Below are 16858 nucleotides of genomic sequence, written 5' to 3'. Positions count from 1 at the left end.
GGCCGCTCTTTTTTGGCTTTTTTTTGGTCGGGGGGGGGCCGCCCCCCCCCCCCCGGGCGGGGCGCCCGCCCGCGGGGGGGGGGGGCGGCCCGCGCCCCCCCCCCCCCCGGGGCCCCCCCCCCGGGCCGGTCAGCCGCCCGAGGCGGCGCCGCCGGTGAGCGGGCGGGCCGCCGGTGCCGAGCCGCGTGCGGCGCGCTCGGGGTGTGCCGGGCGGCGGCTGCCCGACGGGGTGACCGGCGTGCGCTCCGAGCGGGTGAGGTGCGCGTTCGGCGTCCGGAAGACCGGCGCGCGGGGGGTGCGAGCCGTCGTCTGCGACACGGTCTCGCGCGGCGGTGCCTCCTCGTCGGCGGCCGTGATCGGGGTGAGTGCCACCGGCGCCGTGGCCGGCACCGGCGCGGGACGCGGCTCCGTGCGGCGCGCGCCCGCGAGCAGACGGTCGCGCAGCTCCAGCAGCCAGGCCTCGGCCTGGGCGATCGGCGGCTCGAACCACGGCAGGCCGAGCAGGATCAGCAGCCCCGCGGCCCAGCCGAGCAGCACGTCGCTCAGCCAGTGCGTACCGAGGTAGACGGTGGTCAGGCCGACGCTGAGCGACAGCACGGCCGACAGGGCCGACAGCCAGCGCCGGGCCCGCGGCGAGGTTGCCAGGTAGGCGAGGATGCCCCAGGTCACCACGGCGTTCGCCGTGTGACCCGAGGGAAATATGTCGCTGCCGGCTTGGAACCAGTGCCACATCTCGTTGGAGCCGACCTCGGTCGCGTAGTGCGGGCCCGAGCGGCCGAGGCCGTACTTCACGGCGCCCACCGTCACGTTCAGCAGCAGCAGCGCCGCACCGAAGGCCAGCAGCGGCCGCACGGTGTGCTGCCGCCAGGAGCGCCAGCCGAGCCACGCGGCGACCATCACGGCGGTCGGGCCGCGCTGGCCGAGGACCACCCAGTAGTCGAGGAACGCGTGGATCTCGGGCCACTGCTGGTACGGCCGGAAGAGCATCGCCTGCCAGTCGAACCGGACCAGCCACGAGGAGGTCACCACGGCCAGGACGATCGTGAGGTAGAAGGCGAGCGTTGCGCCGAAGAGCACCACCCGGTGCCGCGTCATACGCGGCACGTCGAGGGCCGGCCGCTCGGGTTCACGGTCCAGCCGGGCGAAGATCCGGTCGAGCCGGGTCAGCTTTGGTTCGGTACGCACCCAATCGACGTTACAGCGAGTGAGCTCAGTTCCCCGACGAATCACCGGGGTTGTAATGACGATGTGATGTGGGATTGCTCTCAGGAACGGGTTTATTTCCAAGGAATCCGGCAATAGTGCGGTCCCGTTCCCTTCATTTCCTTTGATCATTCCAGAGGGGGTGTATTAGGCCGCTTGTGTAATCGTTCACCCGAACATCCGAAGGAATTCTCCTGGGGCTCACCGGCCCTCCGGGGTCACGGCGGACCGGAGCCGTTCAGCCAGAACGCTCCGTACAGCGCGGAGGCCACCGCCACACCGCCCACGACCAGCGCGGAGGCGGTGGTGCGCAGCCGGGCCAGGGCGAGGGCGAGCGGCAGCAGCAGGGGGAAAGCCGGGAGCAACAGGCGCGGTTTGGAGCCGAAGTAGCTCGACGCGCACAGGGCGAGGAGGGTGACGACCCCGGCGTAGACCAGCAGCGGGAGCGGCTGGCGCTGCCGTACGCAGACGACGTACAGCCAGATCAGCAGGGCCACGCCGACCAGCAGCCCGAGGCCGGCCAGGGCCGAGGGGAACGCGGTGAACTTCTCGGCGACGAAGCGGGCGAACGCGTATCCGCCGTCGAAGCCGTTGCGCCAGCCCGCCTGGACGTCGAGATAGCCGAGCGGACCGGCGCCGGTGCGGTGGCCGACCCACAGGACGTACCCGGCGGCGCCGAGGGGTGCGAGGAGCATGCCGAGGGCGCGTCGCCAGGCCGGTGCGCCGTCCTGCGACAGGTGACGGGCGGGGGAGGGGGCGTGTTCGTGGCGGTGCGCGCCGGGTTCGGGCGCTGTGCTCCGGAGATGCGCGGATGGAGCAATGGCCGCGCGCTCCCGGAGGAAGGCGGTGATGCCGGCGGCCCACACCGCCGCGACCACCGCGAGTCCCACCGGCCGGGTGAGACCCGCCAGCATCGCCAAGGTGCCCGCGGTGAGCCAGCGCCCGGTGAGGACCGCGTACAGCGACCAGGCGGCCAGCGCGGTGAACAGGGACTCGCTGTACGCCATCGACTGCACGATCCCCACCGGGAGCACCGCCCACAGCAGCACCGCGCAGACGCCCGCCCGCGGTCCGTACAGATGGGTGGCGACCGCGTGGATCCCCCAGGCCGCCGCGAGCGAGGCGAGCAGGCTCACGACCAGGCCGGCGCCGGCGTACGACAGCGGGGACACCGCGTGCAGCAGCCGCTCCAGCCAGGGCAGCAGCGGGAAGAAGGCGAGGTTGGAGTGCACGTCGCCGTTCGGCAGCCGCACCTCGTAGCCGTACCCCAGTTCCGCGACCCGGGTGTACCAGAGGGAGTCCCAGCGGGCGGTCAGCAGGGTGTACGCGCTCTTGTCGCGCGCGGCGCTCCAGACGGCCAGCACCAGCAGGCCCAGGGCGCGGACGGCCGCGTACCCGAGCAGGGCCGGGGCCGCCGCGGCCAGTCCTCGGGGTGCCACGCGTGTCTCAAGATCGGTCACGGGCTCGATTATCGACCGCGGCCGGAACCGGCCCGACGGACGTCGCGTGGTGGAGGAAGGAAGGGAGTGGCACACGCCACACCCTTACGCCATATGTATGAGAGGTCCGCCACGCGACCCCGGTGGGAACTCGCGTACGCTGACGTGTCACTCGCCGTTCGTTGCGCGGGCCGGAGACCACCGCTCCTCTCCGGCCGAGTCACGGGAGGTCCCCGCCCCCGTGAGCCCGCCGAACCCGAGGGAACATCTGGGAGGTACGTACATGTCCGGGACGACCACGGCCGCCGCCGGGCTGCGCCGTCGGGCGGCCGGGGCCGGTGCCAACCGCTGGGTCGTCCTCGTGGTCCTCTGCGCCAGCCTGCTGCTGGTCGCGGTCGACGCGACCGTGCTGCACGTGGCGGTGCCCGCCGTCACCGAGGACCTCCGGCCCAGCGCGGTGGAGCTGCTCTGGATCGTCGACACCTACCCCCTCGTCTGCGCCTCGCTGCTGATCCTCTTCGGCACCCTCGGTGACCGCGTGGGCCGCAGACGGATCCTGCTGCTCGGATACGCCCTGTTCGGCGTCGCCTCCGCGCTGGCCGCCGTCGCCCAGGACCCGCAGGTGCTGATCCTGGCCCGGGCGCTGCTCGGCGTTGGCGGCGCGATGATCATGCCGGCGACGCTGTCGATCCTGCGGCAGGTCTTCCCCGGCCGGCGCGAGCGGGCGCTCGCCATCGGCATCTGGAGCGCGGTGGCCGCGGTCGGCGCGGCCGTGGGGCCGCTGCTCGGCGGCTTCCTCCTGGAGCACTTCTGGTGGGGCTCCGTCTTCCTCGTCAACATCCCCCTGATGCTGGTCAGTCTCCCGGTCGGGCGGCTTCTGCTGCCCGAGTCGACGGGCAGCGGGGACGGTCCCTGGGACGTGGTCGGCGCGCTGACGGCGGCGGCCGGACTGTTCGGCGTGGTGTTCGGGGTCAAGCGGCTGGGCGGCGGGGAGCCGGCCGGCAGCGTGCTCACCGTGGTGCCCCTGCTCGTGGGCGCGGCCCTGCTGGTGCTGTTCGTACGACGGCAGCGGCACCGCAAGCATCCGCTGGTGGACCTGCGGATGTTCGCGCGGCCGGCGTTCAGCACATCGGTCGGGTGCATCGTGCTGGCGATGCTCGCCCTGGTCGGGCTGGAGCTGATCGCGGCGCAGTATCTGCAGCTCGTGCTCGGGCTCTCGCCCCTGGAGACCGGTCTGAGGCTGCTGCCGCTGACCGTCGCGGCGATGGCGGCGGGACTGGTCGGGGCGCGGATGCTGCGGCGGTTCGGACCGCGCCGGATGGTCTGCGCCGGGTTCTGCCTCACCGCGCTCGCGGTCATGCTCCTCACGGCGATGGGGCGGCAGGACGACGCCCCGTTGATGCTTGCCGGGTTCGTGCTGCTGGGGTTCGGTCTGGAGACCACGCTGTTCGGGGCGTACGAGTCCATGCTGAGCGAGGCCCCGGCGGAGCAGGCGGGTGGCGCGGCGGCGATAGGGGAGACGTCGTACCAGCTCGGGGCCGGGATCGGGATCGCGCTGCTCGGCACGGTGATGAACGTGGCGTACGCGCCCGGGCTGTCCTCCGTGCCGGGTGTCCCGGCGGCGGCGTCGGCCGCGGCGGGGCACTCCCTGGGCGAGGCCTACGACGTGGCCGGGGACCTGGGCGGTTCGGCCGGGGCGGCCCTGCGACGGGCGGCCCGGGACAGCTTCGTGCACGGACTGCACGCGACCTTGCTGGTGAGCGCGGGGTTGCTGCTGCTGGGGGCGGTGATGGCGCTGCGGCTGCCGCGGGTGATGCAGTGCGAGGCCGACGTCGCCGTGGAGGTGCCCTCGCCCCGTGCCGATCTCGGGGCCGCCACCCATGCGCCCCCCGTGCGGGTGCGTTGACGCCGGGTGGCCCGTCGCGGTGATCGCCGGCGGCTCACGGGTGGTTGCCCCGCGACTTCCCGCGCCGTAACGTCACCCCCAGTCCGTGACTAGCGCTGCTAGTTTGAGCTGCCCGGAGGATGCCCGTGTCCCCGAAACCGCCCTCCTTCGACCCGTCGGACCCGCTCGGGCTCGACGACCTGCTGGAGCCCGAGGACCTGGCCGTCCGGGACACCGTGCGCAGCTGGGCCGCGGATCGCGTCCTGCCGTTCGTCGCCGAGTGGTACGAGGCGGGGGAACTGCCCGGCATCCGGGAACTGGCGAAGGAGCTCGGGGGGATCGGCGCCCTCGGCATGTCGCTGAGCGGGTACGGGTGCGCGGGGGCCAGCGCGGTGCAGTACGGCCTCGCCTGCCTGGAGCTGGAGGCCGCCGACTCCGGGATCCGGTCGTTGGTGTCCGTGCAGGGCTCGCTCGCGATGTACGCCATCCACCGGTTCGGCTCCGAGGAGCAGAAGCAGCGCTGGCTGCCGGCGATGGCCGCCGGTGACGTCATCGGCTGCTTCGGGCTGACCGAGCCCGACCACGGGTCCGACCCGGCCTCCATGCGCACGTACGCCCGGCGCGACGGCGGCGACTGGGTGCTCGACGGGCGCAAGATGTGGATCACCAACGGGTCCGTCGCGGGCGTGGCCGTGGTGTGGGCGCAGACCGAGGACGGGATCCGCGGGTTCGCCGTGCCCACGGACGTCCCCGGGTTCTCGGCGCCCGAGATCAGGCACAAGTGGTCGTTGCGGGCGAGCGTCACGAGCGAGCTGGTCCTCGACGACGTGCGGTTGCCCGCGGACGCCGTACTGCCGGAGGTCTCCGGGCTGCGGGGGCCGCTCAGCTGTCTGTCGCACGCGCGGTACGGCATCGTGTGGGGGGCGATGGGGGCGGCGCGGGCCAGTTTCGAGGCCGCCGTCGACTACGCGAGGACCCGGGAGCAGTTCGGGCGGCCCATCGGGGGGTTCCAGCTGACCCAGGCCAAGCTCGCCGACATGGCGGTCGAACTGCACAAGGGGATTCTGCTCGCCCATCATCTGGGGCGGCGGATGGACGCCGGGCGGCTGCGTCCCGAGCAGGTCAGCTTCGGCAAGCTCAACAACGTGCGGGAGGCCATCGACATCTGCCGCACGGCCCGGACGATCCTCGGTGCCAACGGGATCTCCCTGGAGTACCCGGTGATGCGGCACGCGACCAATCTGGAGTCGGTGCTCACCTACGAGGGCACCGTCGAGATGCACCAGCTCGTGCTGGGCAAGGCGCTCACCGGTCTCGATGCCTTCCGCTAGCCCCCGTGGGGGCGGCTCCGGTGAGCGGCCCTGCCTCAGCTCTGGTTGAAGAACCCGTCCGTCCGGTGGGCGGACGGGTCGCCGCTGACGATCTCCGTGTCGGAGGGGGTCAGCAGGAAGACCCGGTTGGACACCCGGTCGATCGATCCGCGCAGCCCGAAGATCAGGCCGGCCGCGAAGTCCACGACGCGCTTGGCGTCGGCGGCTTCCATGGACGTGAGGTTCATGATGACCGGGACGCCGTCCCGGAACAGCTCACCGACGGTGCGGGCGTCCCGGAAGCTGTCCGGGGTCACCGTGGCGATCCGACGGTCCTTCTGCTCGGCCGTGTCCGCGGCCACCTTGACCCGCGGGTCCGTGACCCAGGCGTCGCCGGACTCGGTCCCCTCGGAGTACTCGTCGTCGTAGTAACGCTCGTCATCGTTGTCGTCGACGAGGCCGAGCCACGCACTCGCCTTGCGCACCGATCCCATGGACGCCTCCTCTCACAGCAATCCTTCTTGCTTTCCGCATCCCTATGGTCATCCATGATGCGGACGGCGCGCCAAGTGGATAGACGCCGCGCGGGGGGTTTGTGACGGTACTGGTGCACGGCGGATACGTCGAGAGCCCGGATACCCCAAGGGTGTTGCCATACACAGCTGCTGACTGTGAGTGAAATATGATTCTTACGGGCGTACGGGTGAGCGGCGGGGCGTACGGGTGAACCGGAGTGGTCGAACCGATGTGAAAATCGGCCGATACGAAGAAGTGCCGGACGCCGATACGATGCCGCCGCTCAACATCGCGCGTATCACGGGGGATCAGGATGTTCGGAATCGTCAGACCCTGCCGGCACCGGCTGGGAGAGCGGCTCAAGACCGAGTGGATGGCGCATTTGTGCGGGCTGTGTCTCGCACTGCGCAGCGACCACGGGCAGTTCGCGCGTGTGGTGACCAATTACGACGGGCTGCTGGTCTCCGTTCTGACGGAGGCTCAGGCGCTCGCGCCGGACGGCGGGGGACTGCGGCGTACGGCGGGACCGTGCCCGTTGCGCGGGATGCGGAGTGCGTCCGTCGCCCGGGGCGACGGGGCACGGCTGGCGGCCGCCGTCTCTCTGGTGCTCGCCTCGGCCAAGATGCGTGACCACGTGGCCGACGGGGACGGACTGCTGGGCCGGGCGCCGGTGTCCGTCGCCGCGCGCCGGGTGGCGGACCGGTGGGGGCGTGCCGGGGCCCGGGGCGGGGCCGGCGTCGGCTTCGACACGGCGGTGCTGGTCGACGCCGTGGACCGGCAGGCGGGCGTCGAGGCGCTGGCCGGGCCCGGGACGCCGATCCTGGCGGTGACCGAACCGACGGAGACCGCGACGGCCGCCGCCTTCGCCCACACCGCCGTGCTGGCCGGACGGCCGGGCAACACCGAGCCGCTCGCCGAGGCCGGGCGGCTCTTCGGGCGGCTGGCGCATCTGCTGGACGCCGTGGAGGACCGGGAAACTGACGCGGCGTCGGGTGCCTGGAACCCGCTCACCGCCACGGGTACCTCGCTGACCGAGGCCCGTCGCCTGGCCGGGGACGCCGTGCACGGGATCCGGCTCGCGCTGCGCGAGGTGGAGTTCTCCGACGGGCGGCTCGCGCACCGGCTGCTCGTGCACGAGCTGCCCGCCTCGGTCGACCGCGCCTTCGGTACCGCCTCGTGCGGGCACCGGCCGGAACTGGCCGGTCCCTACATGCCGCCCGGCGGACCCGGCGGGCCGCTGCCGCCCGGGCCGCCGCGCCGGGACCGGCGGGGACTGCTCGCGGGCTGTCTGGTCTGGGCGGGCCTCGCGTGCACGTGCCAGATGTGCTGCGGCGAGTACGAGGATCCGTGGACACGGGAGCCCAAGGAAGGCCTCTGTCAACGGTGCGACAACTGTTCCGACTGCTGCGAAGGCTGTGACTGCTGCGGGAACTGCTGCGACGGCTGCTGCTGCGACTGCAACTGCTGATCCCGCCGCGCACTCCCACGGGCCCCACCGGCCCGGCGACCATCCGGAGCAGCGACTTCCGGACATCCCCCGGGGCGGCTGCGACAGGCGTCCCGGGGGCGTTCGCCGCGGGCGGGCCGGTCGCCCGCGGCGCCGAAGGGGGCCGGGGCGCAGGTGACTTCGCACCGGCGTCCGGCACCCGGAGCCGGTTGCGCCCGCACCGAGGCCGCGCCGTACGATCCGCGCTGCTCGGTGCGGGGGAGCCGCCCCCGGTCGACGGCCCTCGCGCCGCGCGTGCGGAGAACGCCGACGGGCGCTCGCGGGACCGCGGGCCCGGGCACGGGCGGCGGAAGGCGCTGCGACGGGGGCAGGCGGGCCGCTCTGATCCATCGTTCAAATGTTGACGGCCGAAAGGTGCCCTTGCGCCCGTCGGTCGACCGGCCGAATACTCCCCCTCAGCGCTTGTCAGGGGCACGACGGGTTCGGAATCCGGACACCGATGCCACTGGCTGCGCCTCACCGGGCCCCGACCCCACGCGGGCCCCCTACTTCCCCCGTGGAGGAACGAAAAGTGAGGATCAAGCGCACCACCCCCCGCAGTTCGGTCGCGAGACGGACCCGGCTGATCGCCGTTTCCGCCGGCCTCGTGGCCGCCGCCGCGTTCACGGTCCCCAGCGCGAACGCGTCGGACACTCCCACCACCTTCAGCGCCGCCGAGCTCAAGGGCGTCAGCGGCTCCGTGCTGGAGGCCGACGTCCCGGGCACCGCCTGGGCCGTCGACAGCAAGACCAACCGGGTCGTCGTCACCGTGGACAGCACGGTGTCGCAGGCCGAGATAGCCGAGATCAAGCGGCAGGCCGGCGGCGACGCGGACGCGCTGACCATCAAGCGCACCCCGGGCACGTTCAGCAAGCTCATCCAGGGCGGCGACGCCATCTATGCGAGTAGCTGGCGCTGCTCCCTCGGCTTCAACGTCCGTGCCAGCAACGGCACCGAGTACTTCCTGACCGCCGGTCACTGCACCGACGGCGCGGGCACCTGGTACTCCAACTCCGGCCGCACCACGGTCATCGGCTCGACCGCCGGCTCCAGCTTCCCCGGCAACGACTACGGCATCGTGCGCTACTCCGGTTCCGTGGCCCGGCCCGGCACCGCCAACGGCGTCGACATCACCCGTGCCGCCACCCCGAGCGTGGGCACCACCGTCATCCGTGACGGTTCCACCACGGGTACGCACAGCGGCCGGGTCACCGCGCTCAACGCGACCGTGAACTACGGTGGCGGCGACATCGTCTCGGGCCTCATCCAGACCACGGTCTGCGCCGAGCCCGGCGACTCCGGCGGCGCGCTCTACGGCAGCAACGGCACCGCGTACGGTCTGACCTCCGGCGGCAGCGGCAACTGCTCCTCCGGCGGTACGACGTTCTTCCAGCCCGTCACCGAGGCGCTGAGCGCGTACGGCGTGAGCGTGTACTGAACGCCCCGCCGATGACGGTCGCGGGCGGCCCTGAACCGTCCGTGGTCCGTCACGCGATTCCCACCGCCCCGTGAGGGCATCGGTCCGGCCGGCCGTCAAGTGAGCCCCCGTACGCGACCCGCGTACGGGGGCTCACGTCTGTCCGGACTCCGACCGGATCCGGCCTGAGGGGCGATTTCAAGACAGGACTAGACCTCACGGACCGCATACAGGTTACTCGCACGTAGTGTTTGCAGTGTGAAAAATCCTGTGCTGACCGTGAACAGTCAAGGTGAGGCAAGGGGTCGGGGGCGCACGGCAGTTGTCGTACGCGCGTCCTGAAGTCGACCTTGTGTGCTCCCTGTGGGGCTAGGAATAGTGGTCGCCCAGTCCACAGACCTTCTGATCCGGCGCGGCCCCCACAGCCTCGTCGGATCAACCCCCCACAGGAGGACGTGAGTTGAAGCACCGACGCATACCCAAGCGGCGGGCCGCCGTGGTAGGTGCGGGCATCGCCGCGCTGGTTGCCGCGGGAGTGACCTTCCAGAGTGCGAACGCCAGCGAGACCCCGGCCACTCCGGAGGTCAAGACGCTGTCGGTCCTCGCGGCCGGAAAGCTCGCCTCGACGCTCGGCCAGGACCTCGGCACCGACGCCGCGGGCACGTACTACGACGCCGATGCCAAGAGCCTCGTCGTGAACGTGCTCGACGAGGCCGCCGCCCAGCTGGTCGAGGAGGCCGGCGCCAAGGCGAGAATCGTCGAGAACTCCCTCGCCGAGCTGAAGAGCGCGCGGACCACGCTCCGGCAGGACGCGACCATCCCCGGCACCGCCTGGGTGACCGACCCGACCACCAACAAGGTCGTGGTCACCGCCGACCGCACCGTGTCCGCGGCGGAGTGGAAGAAGCTGAGCCAGGTCGTCGAGGGGCTCGGCGGCACGGCCGAACTCCAGCGGTCGAAGGGGGAGTACAAGCCCTTCATCGCCGGTGGTGACGCGATCACCGACGGCAGCGGGCGCTGCTCGCTCGGCTTCAACGTGGTCAAGGGCGGCGAGCCGCACTTCCTGACCGCCGGGCACTGCACCGAGGGCATCACCACGTGGTCCGACTCGGCCGGCACCGTCATCGGCGAGAACGCGGACTCCAGCTTCCCGGACAACGACTACGGCCTGGTGAAGTACACCGCCGAGGTCGACCACCCGAGCGAGGTCAACCTCTACAACGGTTCGACGCAGCAGATCTCCGGCGCGGCCGAGGCGACCGTCGGTATGCAGGTCACCCGCAGCGGTTCGACCACGCAGGTGCACTCCGGCGCGGTCACCGGCCTGGACGCCACCGTGAACTACGGCAACGGCGACATCGTCAACGGCCTCATCCAGACCGACGTCTGCGCCGAGCCCGGTGACAGCGGCGGCTCGCTCTTCTCGGGCGACAAGGCGGTCGGCCTCACCTCCGGCGGCAGCGGTGACTGCACCTCCGGCGGCGAGACGTTCTTCCAGCCGGTGACCGAGGCGCTGTCGGCGACCGGTACGCAGATCGGCTGATCCCGTCGCACGGCATGTGCTGATGCCCGTGCCTGTGTGAAGTCCCGTCCCGCGCGCGAGGGGCGGGACTTCCGCATGCGCGGGGGCAGTGTTCGGCGTGGGGGGTGCTCTGTTCGGGGCTCCGCGGGCCGTCGTGGGCTTGTCGCGCAGTTCCCCGCGCCCCTTGACGGCGTGTTGTCCCGCCCGTCTCATCGTTTGGGCCAGTGCCACTGCGGCTCGTCCAGGGGGCCCTCCCGGCCCGCCACCTCCGTCTGCCCGAACTCCTTGACCAGTTCGACGGAGTTGACGTCGAGGCGGTGGCGCGCCGCGCCCTCGGCGAGCGCCTCGGCGAGCGGGCGGGCGTGGGTGACCACGACGATCTGGGTGTCCCGGGCGGCGGTGAGGATCAGGTCGGCGAGGTGGGGGACCAGGTCGGGGTGGAGGCTGGTCTCCGGCTCGTTGAGGACGAGCAGGGACGGGGGACGCGGGGTGAGCAGGGCGGCCGCCCAGAGCAGATAGCGCAGAGTGCCGTCGGAGAGTTCGGCGGCGGTCAGGGGGCGCAGCAGCCCCTGCTGGCGCAGGGCGACCTCGAAACGCCCGCCGTGACCCGCGATCGTGACGCTGCTGCCCGGGAAGGCCGCGTCCACCGCCGCGTCCAGCGCGTCGGCGTCGCCGGTCTCCCGGATCGTCTGGAGCGCGGCGGCCAGGTCCGAGCCGTCGCCGCTGAGCACCGGCGTGCGGGTGCCGATGCGGGCGGCGCGGGCGGGGGCGTGGGCGTCGGTGCGGACATGGTCGTAGAACCGCCAGGACCGGATGAACTCCCGCACCGCGAGCACGTCCAGCGCGTGCTGGGGGTCGGCCAGCTCGCCGAGCATGCTGTCGTACGGCCGCAGGGCGCCGTGCGCCCGGGACCACGTGCCGCTCGCGCCGCGCAGCCTGACGGCCGCGTTCGTACGGTCCGAGAGCACGGCGGCGGGGCGCAGCACCGGCCCGCTCCAGATGCACTCGCGCTTGATCTCGGGGTCGAGGTCGAACAAGGAGGGGCCGCCCGCGGGGCTCGGGTGCCCGAAGTCCACCGCGTAGCCGAACTCGTCGCCCGCGAAACCCAGCCGCAGGCTGACCGGGCCCGAGCGGACCGTGCCCTGCAGCGGGTGGTGGCCCTCGCGGACCGCGCGGCTGATCCTCTCCGGGCCGGCCCACAGCACCGAGGGCAGGCCGCCCTCCTGGGCCAGCGCCGCGATCGCGCCGCCGCGCGCGGACTCGGCGAGCAGGCGCAGCGACCGGTACAGGCTGGACTTGCCCGTGCCGTTCGCACCCGTGATCACGTTCAGCCCGTCCAGGGGCACGATCAGGCGGCGCAGGGAGCGGTAGTTCTCGACGGCCAGGGTGCGGATCATGCGTCCAGGCTGGCAGACGGGTCTGACAACGCCCCTCCCCGTCATGTCCCCACTGCCCGGCGGAAGCGCGTATCCGCAGGTGAGACCCGCTCGAACGGATGTCGCACAGATGTTCGGGAAATTGGTCTATGGTGGGGGTGGGAGAGTTGGGAACTGATGTTCGAGAGCCGGGTCGGGCTCGCGAGTGCGGGAGGTGCGTGTGCCGGGTTTCACGCATCTGCACACCGTCTCCGGGTTCTCCCTGCGCTACGGCGCCTCGCACCCGGAGCGGCTGGCGGAGCGCGCCTCCGAGCGGGGCATGGACGCCCTCGCGCTCACCGACCGCGACACGCTCGCCGGCTCCGTCCGCTTCGCCAAGGCCTGCGCGAAGGCGGGCGTCCGTCCGCTGTTCGGGGTGGAGCTGGCGGTGGCGGAGCCCGAGCCCGCGCGCGTGCGGCAGGACCGGCGGCGCCGCGCCCCCGTGCGCGGTGGTGCCTTCATCGACGAGTCGACACCGCGGGTCACCTTCCTCGCCCGGGACGGCGCCCGCGGCTGGGCCGACCTGTGCAGAATCGTCACTGCGGCGCAGCAGGACGAGGGCACGCCCCTGCTGCCCTGGCCCGCCAACCACGCAGACGGCCTCACCGTCCTGCTGGGCCCCGCCTCCGACGTCGGCCGCGCGCTCGCCGCGGGCCGTCCGGACCGCGCCGCGAGGCTTCTCGTGCCCTGGCGGGAGATCTACGGCGACGCCCTGCGTCTGGAGGCCGTCTGGCACGGCCGCAAGGGCACCGGACCGGGCTCCCTGCGCCTGGCCGCCCGTACCGTCGGCTTCGCCGCCGAGCAGCGCGTCCGGCCCGTGCTCAGCAACGCCGTCCGGTACGCCGATCCCGGTATGGGCCCGGTCGCCGACGTCCTGGACGCCGCCCGCCGCCTGGTGCCGATCGACCCCGCCAAGGAGCTGGACTCCGGCGAGGCCTGGCTGAAGGACGCCGGTGCCATGCTCGGGGTGGCGGAGCGGGTCGTGGAGGCCGCCGGTTTCCGGCGGGACACCGCGCACCGGCTGCTGGAGCAGACGCGGGCGACCGCCGCCGAGTGCCTGGTCGACCCCGAGGACGACCTCGGCGTCGGCACCGTCCACTTCCCCGAGCCGCACCTGGTCGGCGCGGGCCGCCGCAGCGCCCAGCGCGTGCTCGCCTCCCGGGCGGCGGCGGGGATGGTGCGGCACGGCTACGCCGGCCGGCGCCACTACTGGGCGCGGATGCACGACGAGCTGGACATCATCGCCCACCACGGCTTCGCCTCCTACTTCCTGACCGTCGCCCAGGTCGTCGACGACGTGAAGGACATGGGCATCCGGGTCGCCGCGCGCGGTTCCGGTGCGGGCTCCCTCGTCAACCATCTGCTCGGCATCGCCCACGCCGACCCGGTCGAGCACGGGCTGCTGATGGAGCGCTTCCTGTCCAAGCGCCGCCCGGTGCTGCCCGACATCGACATCGACGTGGAGTCCGCCCGCCGGATCGAGGTCTACCGGGCGATCATCGAACGGTTCGGCGCCGAGCGGGTCGCGACGGTCGCGATGCCGGAGACGTACCGCGTCCGCCACGCAGTGCGGGACGTGGGCGCGGCCCTGTCCATGGACCCCGCCGACATCGACCGCATCGCCAAGTCCTTCCCGCACATCCGCGCGCGGGACGCCCGTGCCGCCCTCGACGAGCTGCCCGAGCTCAAGCGGCTGGCCGGTGAGAAGGAGCGTCACGGGAGGCTGTGGGAACTGGTCGAGGCACTCGACGCCCTCCCGCGCGGGGTCGCGATGCACCCGTGCGGGGTGCTCCTGTCCGACGCCTCCCTGCTCTCGCGTACGCCGGTCATGCCGACCAGCGGCGAGGGGCTGCCCATGTCGCAGTTCGACAAGGACGACGTCGAGGACCTCGGGCTGCTCAAGCTGGACGTGCTCGGGGTGCGGATGCAGTCGGCGATGGCCCACGCGGTCGCCGAGGTGCGGCGGGCGACGGGGGAGCGGATCGACCTCGACGCGGTCCGCGACGGCGATCCGGCGACGTACGGCCTGATCCGCACCGCCGAGACGCTGGGCTGCTTCCAGATCGAGTCGCCGGGGCAGCGGGACCTGGTCGGCCGGCTGCAGCCGGCCACCTTCCACGATCTGGTCGTCGACATCTCGCTCTTCCGGCCCGGGCCGGTCGCCGCCGACATGGTGCGGCCGTTCATCGAGGCGCGGCACGGGCGGGCGCCGGTCCGCTACCCGCACCCCGATCTGGAGGGGCCGCTGAAGGAGACGTACGGGGTCGTCGTCTTCCACGAGCAGATCATCCACATCGTCGACATCATGACCGGCTGCGGGCGCGACGAGGCGGACCGGGTGCGGCGCGGGCTGTCGGACCCGGAGTCGCAGGGGCGGATCAAGGTGTGGTTCGCCCAGCACGCGGCGGCGCGCGGATACGACCCGGAGACGATCGGGCGGACCTGGGAGATCGTCGAGGCGTTCGGCTCGTACGGCTTCTGCAAGGCGCACGCGGTCGCCTTCGCCGTGCCGACGTACCAGTCGGCCTGGCTGAAGGCGCATCACCCCGCCGCCTTCTACGCGGGGCTGCTCACGCACGACCCGGGGATGTACCCCAAGCGGCTGCTGCTGGCGGACGCGCGGCGACGGGGGGTGCCGATCCTGCCGTTGGACGTGAACAGGTCCGGGGTCGCACACAGGATCGAACTGGTGTCCGAATCGGGAGCGTGGGGACTGCGGTTGGCGCTCTGCGATGTGCACGGCATCAGCGAGGCCGAGGCGGCGCGGGTCGCGGACGGGCAGCCGTACGCCTCACTGGTGGACTTCTGGGAGCGGGCCCGGCCCAGCAGGCCGCTGGCGCAGCGGCTGGCCCAGGTCGGGGCGTTGGACTCGTTCGGCGCCAACCGCCGTGACCTGCAACTGCATCTGACCGAGCTGCACCGGTCCGCCCGGAGCCGGGGCGGGGCCCAGCTCCCGCTGTCCGGCGGACGGCGGACCGCGCCGGCCGGGCTGCCCGACCTGTCCGCGGCGGAGCGGCTCAGCGCCGAACTGGGGGTGCTGTCCATGGACGCCTCGCACAACCTGATGGACGACCACCGGGAGTTCCTCGACGAGCTCGGCGTGGTGTCGGCGCGGCGGCTGCGCGACGCCCGGCACGGCGAGACGGTGCTGGTCGCCGGAGCCAAGGCGGCCACCCAGACGCCGCCGATCCGGTCCGGCAAGCGGGTCGTCTTCACCACGCTGGACGACGGGACGGGCCTGGTCGACCTCGCCTTCTTCGACGACTCGCACGACGCCTGCGCGTACACCGTCTTCCACTCCTGGCTGCTGCTGGTGCGCGGAGTGGTGCAGCGGCGCGGCCCGCGCAGCATCAGCGTGGTGGGGGCCGCCGCCTGGAACCTCGCCGAACTCCAGGAGGTGCGCCGGGAGGAGGGGCTGGAGGGCGTCGCGGCCCGGCTCGCGGACACGCGCGGCACCGGCCCCGTGTCCGGCGACGGCGACGGAGGCGCAGGCCGGGACGGCGAGGGCCCGCGGGCGGCCGGGACGGCGGGGGAGGGGGAGGGGGAGACGGAGGACCGGGGGAACGCGGGGGACCGGAAGATCCGGATGTCCACGGGGTACGAGATGCACCCCTGGGCCGATCTGCGCCCCGCGGGCGAAGGGCCCGCGGTGGGAAGGAAGTTGTGGCACCAGAGCCCGGGGAGTGCGGGATGACCATCCTCTGCGTACGTTTCCAGCTGCCGCCGATGTACGAGGCGGCCCTGCCCCGGCTGCTGGGGCTGCTGGAGGAGTTCACGCCGGTCGTCGAGGCGTTGCCGCCGGACGGGGCGCTCGCCGACCTGCGGGGCGCCGAGCGGTACTTCGGGCGCAGCGCCGTGGAGCTCGCGGCGGTGATCCGGGTGCGGGCGCTCGCCCACCACGGGGTCGACTGCGCGATCGGCGCCGGGCCGGGGCCGATGCTCGCCCGCGTGGCGCTGCGGTACGCCCGTCCCGGGGTGACCTGTGTGGCGCCCGAGGAGCCGGACACCGTGGCGGAGTTCCTCGCCGACAAGCCCGTCGCCGTACTGCCCGGGGTCGGCACCGCGACCGCCCGCACGCTGTGCGAGTACGGCCTCGACACCCTCGGCCGGGTGGCCGGCGCGCCGCTGTCCACGCTCCAGCGGCTGATCGGCGCGAAGGGGGGCCGGGAACTGCACGAGAAGGCGAAAGGCCTCGACCGCGGGCGGGTGGTCCCGAACGCCGTGTCGCGGTCGCTGGCCGCCGAGCGCCTCTTCCCGCGCGACGAACTGGATCCCGAGCGGCACCGCCGTGCGCTGCTGTCGGCGACCGAGGAACTCGGCACCCGGCTGCGTGCCGTGGAGAAGGTGTGCCGCGCCCTGACCCTCACCGTCCGCTACGCGGACCGCTCCTCGACCACCCGCACCCGCACCCTCCAGGAACCCACCGCGCACTCGCCCGCGCTTGCACGCGCGGCGTACGGGATGTACGAGGCGCTCGGCCTCCAGCGGGCCCGGGTCCGTGCGATCGCCCTGCGCGCGGAGGGGCTCACGTCCGTCGAACTCTCCTCCCACCAGCTGACCTTCGACCCCGTGGACGAGAAGGTCCGCCGGATCGAGGAGGTCGCGGACCGCGCGCGGGCGAAGTTCGGGCCACGGGCGGTGATCCCGGGGTCGCTGGCGGCATGA

Annotated in this window: 11 protein-coding genes; 7 read left to right on the top strand and 4 right to left on the bottom strand. The window is 72.8% G+C overall.

Annotated elements, in window-relative coordinates; translation table 11 throughout:
- Nucleotides 1–129: 129 nt before the first annotated feature.
- Nucleotides 130–1185: a phosphatase PAP2 family protein gene (locus ACIP2X_RS28995; protein ID WP_401678190.1), complete on the bottom strand. Its 1056-nt coding sequence runs from the start codon at nt 1183–1185 to the stop codon at nt 130–132.
- 236 nt (nt 1186–1421) lie between these two features.
- A complete protein-coding gene (locus ACIP2X_RS28990) occupies nt 1422–2663 on the bottom strand; it encodes a mannosyltransferase family protein (protein WP_401678187.1) in 1242 nt (413 codons plus the stop codon).
- Nucleotides 2664–2925: 262 nt separating this feature from the next.
- Between ACIP2X_RS28990 and ACIP2X_RS28985 the strand changes: the two genes are divergently transcribed.
- Nucleotides 2926–4548 (top strand): MFS transporter, encoded by a 1623-nt coding sequence (locus ACIP2X_RS28985; RefSeq protein WP_401678184.1) that lies wholly within the window; start codon nt 2926–2928, stop codon nt 4546–4548.
- Nucleotides 4549–4667: 119 nt separating this feature from the next.
- Nucleotides 4668–5858, top strand: coding sequence for an acyl-CoA dehydrogenase family protein (locus tag ACIP2X_RS28980; RefSeq protein ID WP_401678181.1), 1191 nt, complete (start codon nt 4668–4670; stop codon nt 5856–5858).
- A gap of 35 nt (nt 5859–5893) precedes the next feature.
- Here ACIP2X_RS28980 and ACIP2X_RS28975 read toward each other — a convergent pair whose 3' ends face one another.
- Entirely contained in the window at nt 5894–6331 is a 438-nt protein-coding gene (locus ACIP2X_RS28975) for a cell division protein SepF (RefSeq protein ID WP_401678178.1), read from the bottom strand.
- Nucleotides 6332–6666: 335 nt separating this feature from the next.
- Here ACIP2X_RS28975 and ACIP2X_RS28970 point away from each other — a divergent pair, with 335 nt between their 5' ends.
- The 3 genes from ACIP2X_RS28970 (at nt 6667) to ACIP2X_RS28960 (ending at nt 10799) form a co-directional block, all read left to right on the top strand.
- On the top strand, nt 6667–7821 hold the full coding sequence (locus tag ACIP2X_RS28970; RefSeq protein ID WP_401678176.1) for a DUF5685 family protein: 1155 nt from the start codon (nt 6667–6669) through the stop codon (nt 7819–7821).
- Nucleotides 7822–8371: 550 nt separating this feature from the next.
- Nucleotides 8372–9277: a S1 family peptidase gene (locus ACIP2X_RS28965; protein ID WP_401678173.1), complete on the top strand. Its 906-nt coding sequence runs from the start codon at nt 8372–8374 to the stop codon at nt 9275–9277.
- Nucleotides 9278–9716: 439 nt separating this feature from the next.
- Nucleotides 9717–10799, top strand: coding sequence for a S1 family peptidase (locus ACIP2X_RS28960; protein WP_401678171.1), 1083 nt, complete (start codon nt 9717–9719; stop codon nt 10797–10799).
- A 188-nt stretch (nt 10800–10987) separates the two neighbouring features.
- Here the strand turns inward: ACIP2X_RS28960 and ACIP2X_RS28955 are convergent, their stop codons facing one another.
- The gene (locus ACIP2X_RS28955; protein WP_401678168.1) at nt 10988–12175 is read right to left on the bottom strand and encodes an AAA family ATPase; all 1188 of its coding nucleotides are present in this window, start codon (nt 12173–12175) and stop codon (nt 10988–10990) included.
- 199 nt (nt 12176–12374) lie between these two features.
- On the opposite strand from ACIP2X_RS28955, the gene ACIP2X_RS28950 reads away from it, so the two are divergent.
- Nucleotides 12375–15887 carry a DNA polymerase III subunit alpha gene (locus tag ACIP2X_RS28950; RefSeq protein ID WP_401678165.1) on the top strand — a complete coding sequence of 1171 codons (3513 nt, stop codon included), beginning with the start codon at nt 12375–12377 and terminating at the stop codon, nt 15885–15887.
- The gene (locus ACIP2X_RS28945) at nt 15884–16858 is read left to right on the top strand and encodes a DNA polymerase thumb domain-containing protein (protein ID WP_401678162.1); all 975 of its coding nucleotides are present in this window, start codon (nt 15884–15886) and stop codon (nt 16856–16858) included. The genes ACIP2X_RS28950 and ACIP2X_RS28945 overlap by 4 nt, the downstream gene beginning before the upstream one ends.

Origin of the sequence: Streptomyces sp. NPDC089424 (assembly GCF_044749345.1) — a bacterium.
Taxonomy (GTDB): Bacteria; Actinomycetota; Actinomycetes; order Streptomycetales; family Streptomycetaceae; genus Streptomyces.
This window is presented reverse-complemented; position numbering and strand designations above follow the sequence as displayed.

Coding starts and splice junctions, on each gene's coding strand:
- ACIP2X_RS28945 (WP_401678162.1), top strand. CDS start 15,884: ATGACCATCCTCTGCGTACGTTTCCAGCTGCCGCCGATGTACGAGGCG.
- ACIP2X_RS28955 (WP_401678168.1), bottom strand. CDS start 12,175: ATGATCCGCACCCTGGCCGTCGAGAACTACCGCTCCCTGCGCCGCCTG.
- ACIP2X_RS28985 (WP_401678184.1), top strand. CDS start 2,926: ATGTCCGGGACGACCACGGCCGCCGCCGGGCTGCGCCGTCGGGCGGCC.
- ACIP2X_RS28970 (WP_401678176.1), top strand. CDS start 6,667: ATGTTCGGAATCGTCAGACCCTGCCGGCACCGGCTGGGAGAGCGGCTC.
- ACIP2X_RS28975 (WP_401678178.1), bottom strand. CDS start 6,331: ATGGGATCGGTGCGCAAGGCGAGTGCGTGGCTCGGCCTCGTCGACGAC.
- ACIP2X_RS28980 (WP_401678181.1), top strand. CDS start 4,668: ATGCCCGTGTCCCCGAAACCGCCCTCCTTCGACCCGTCGGACCCGCTC.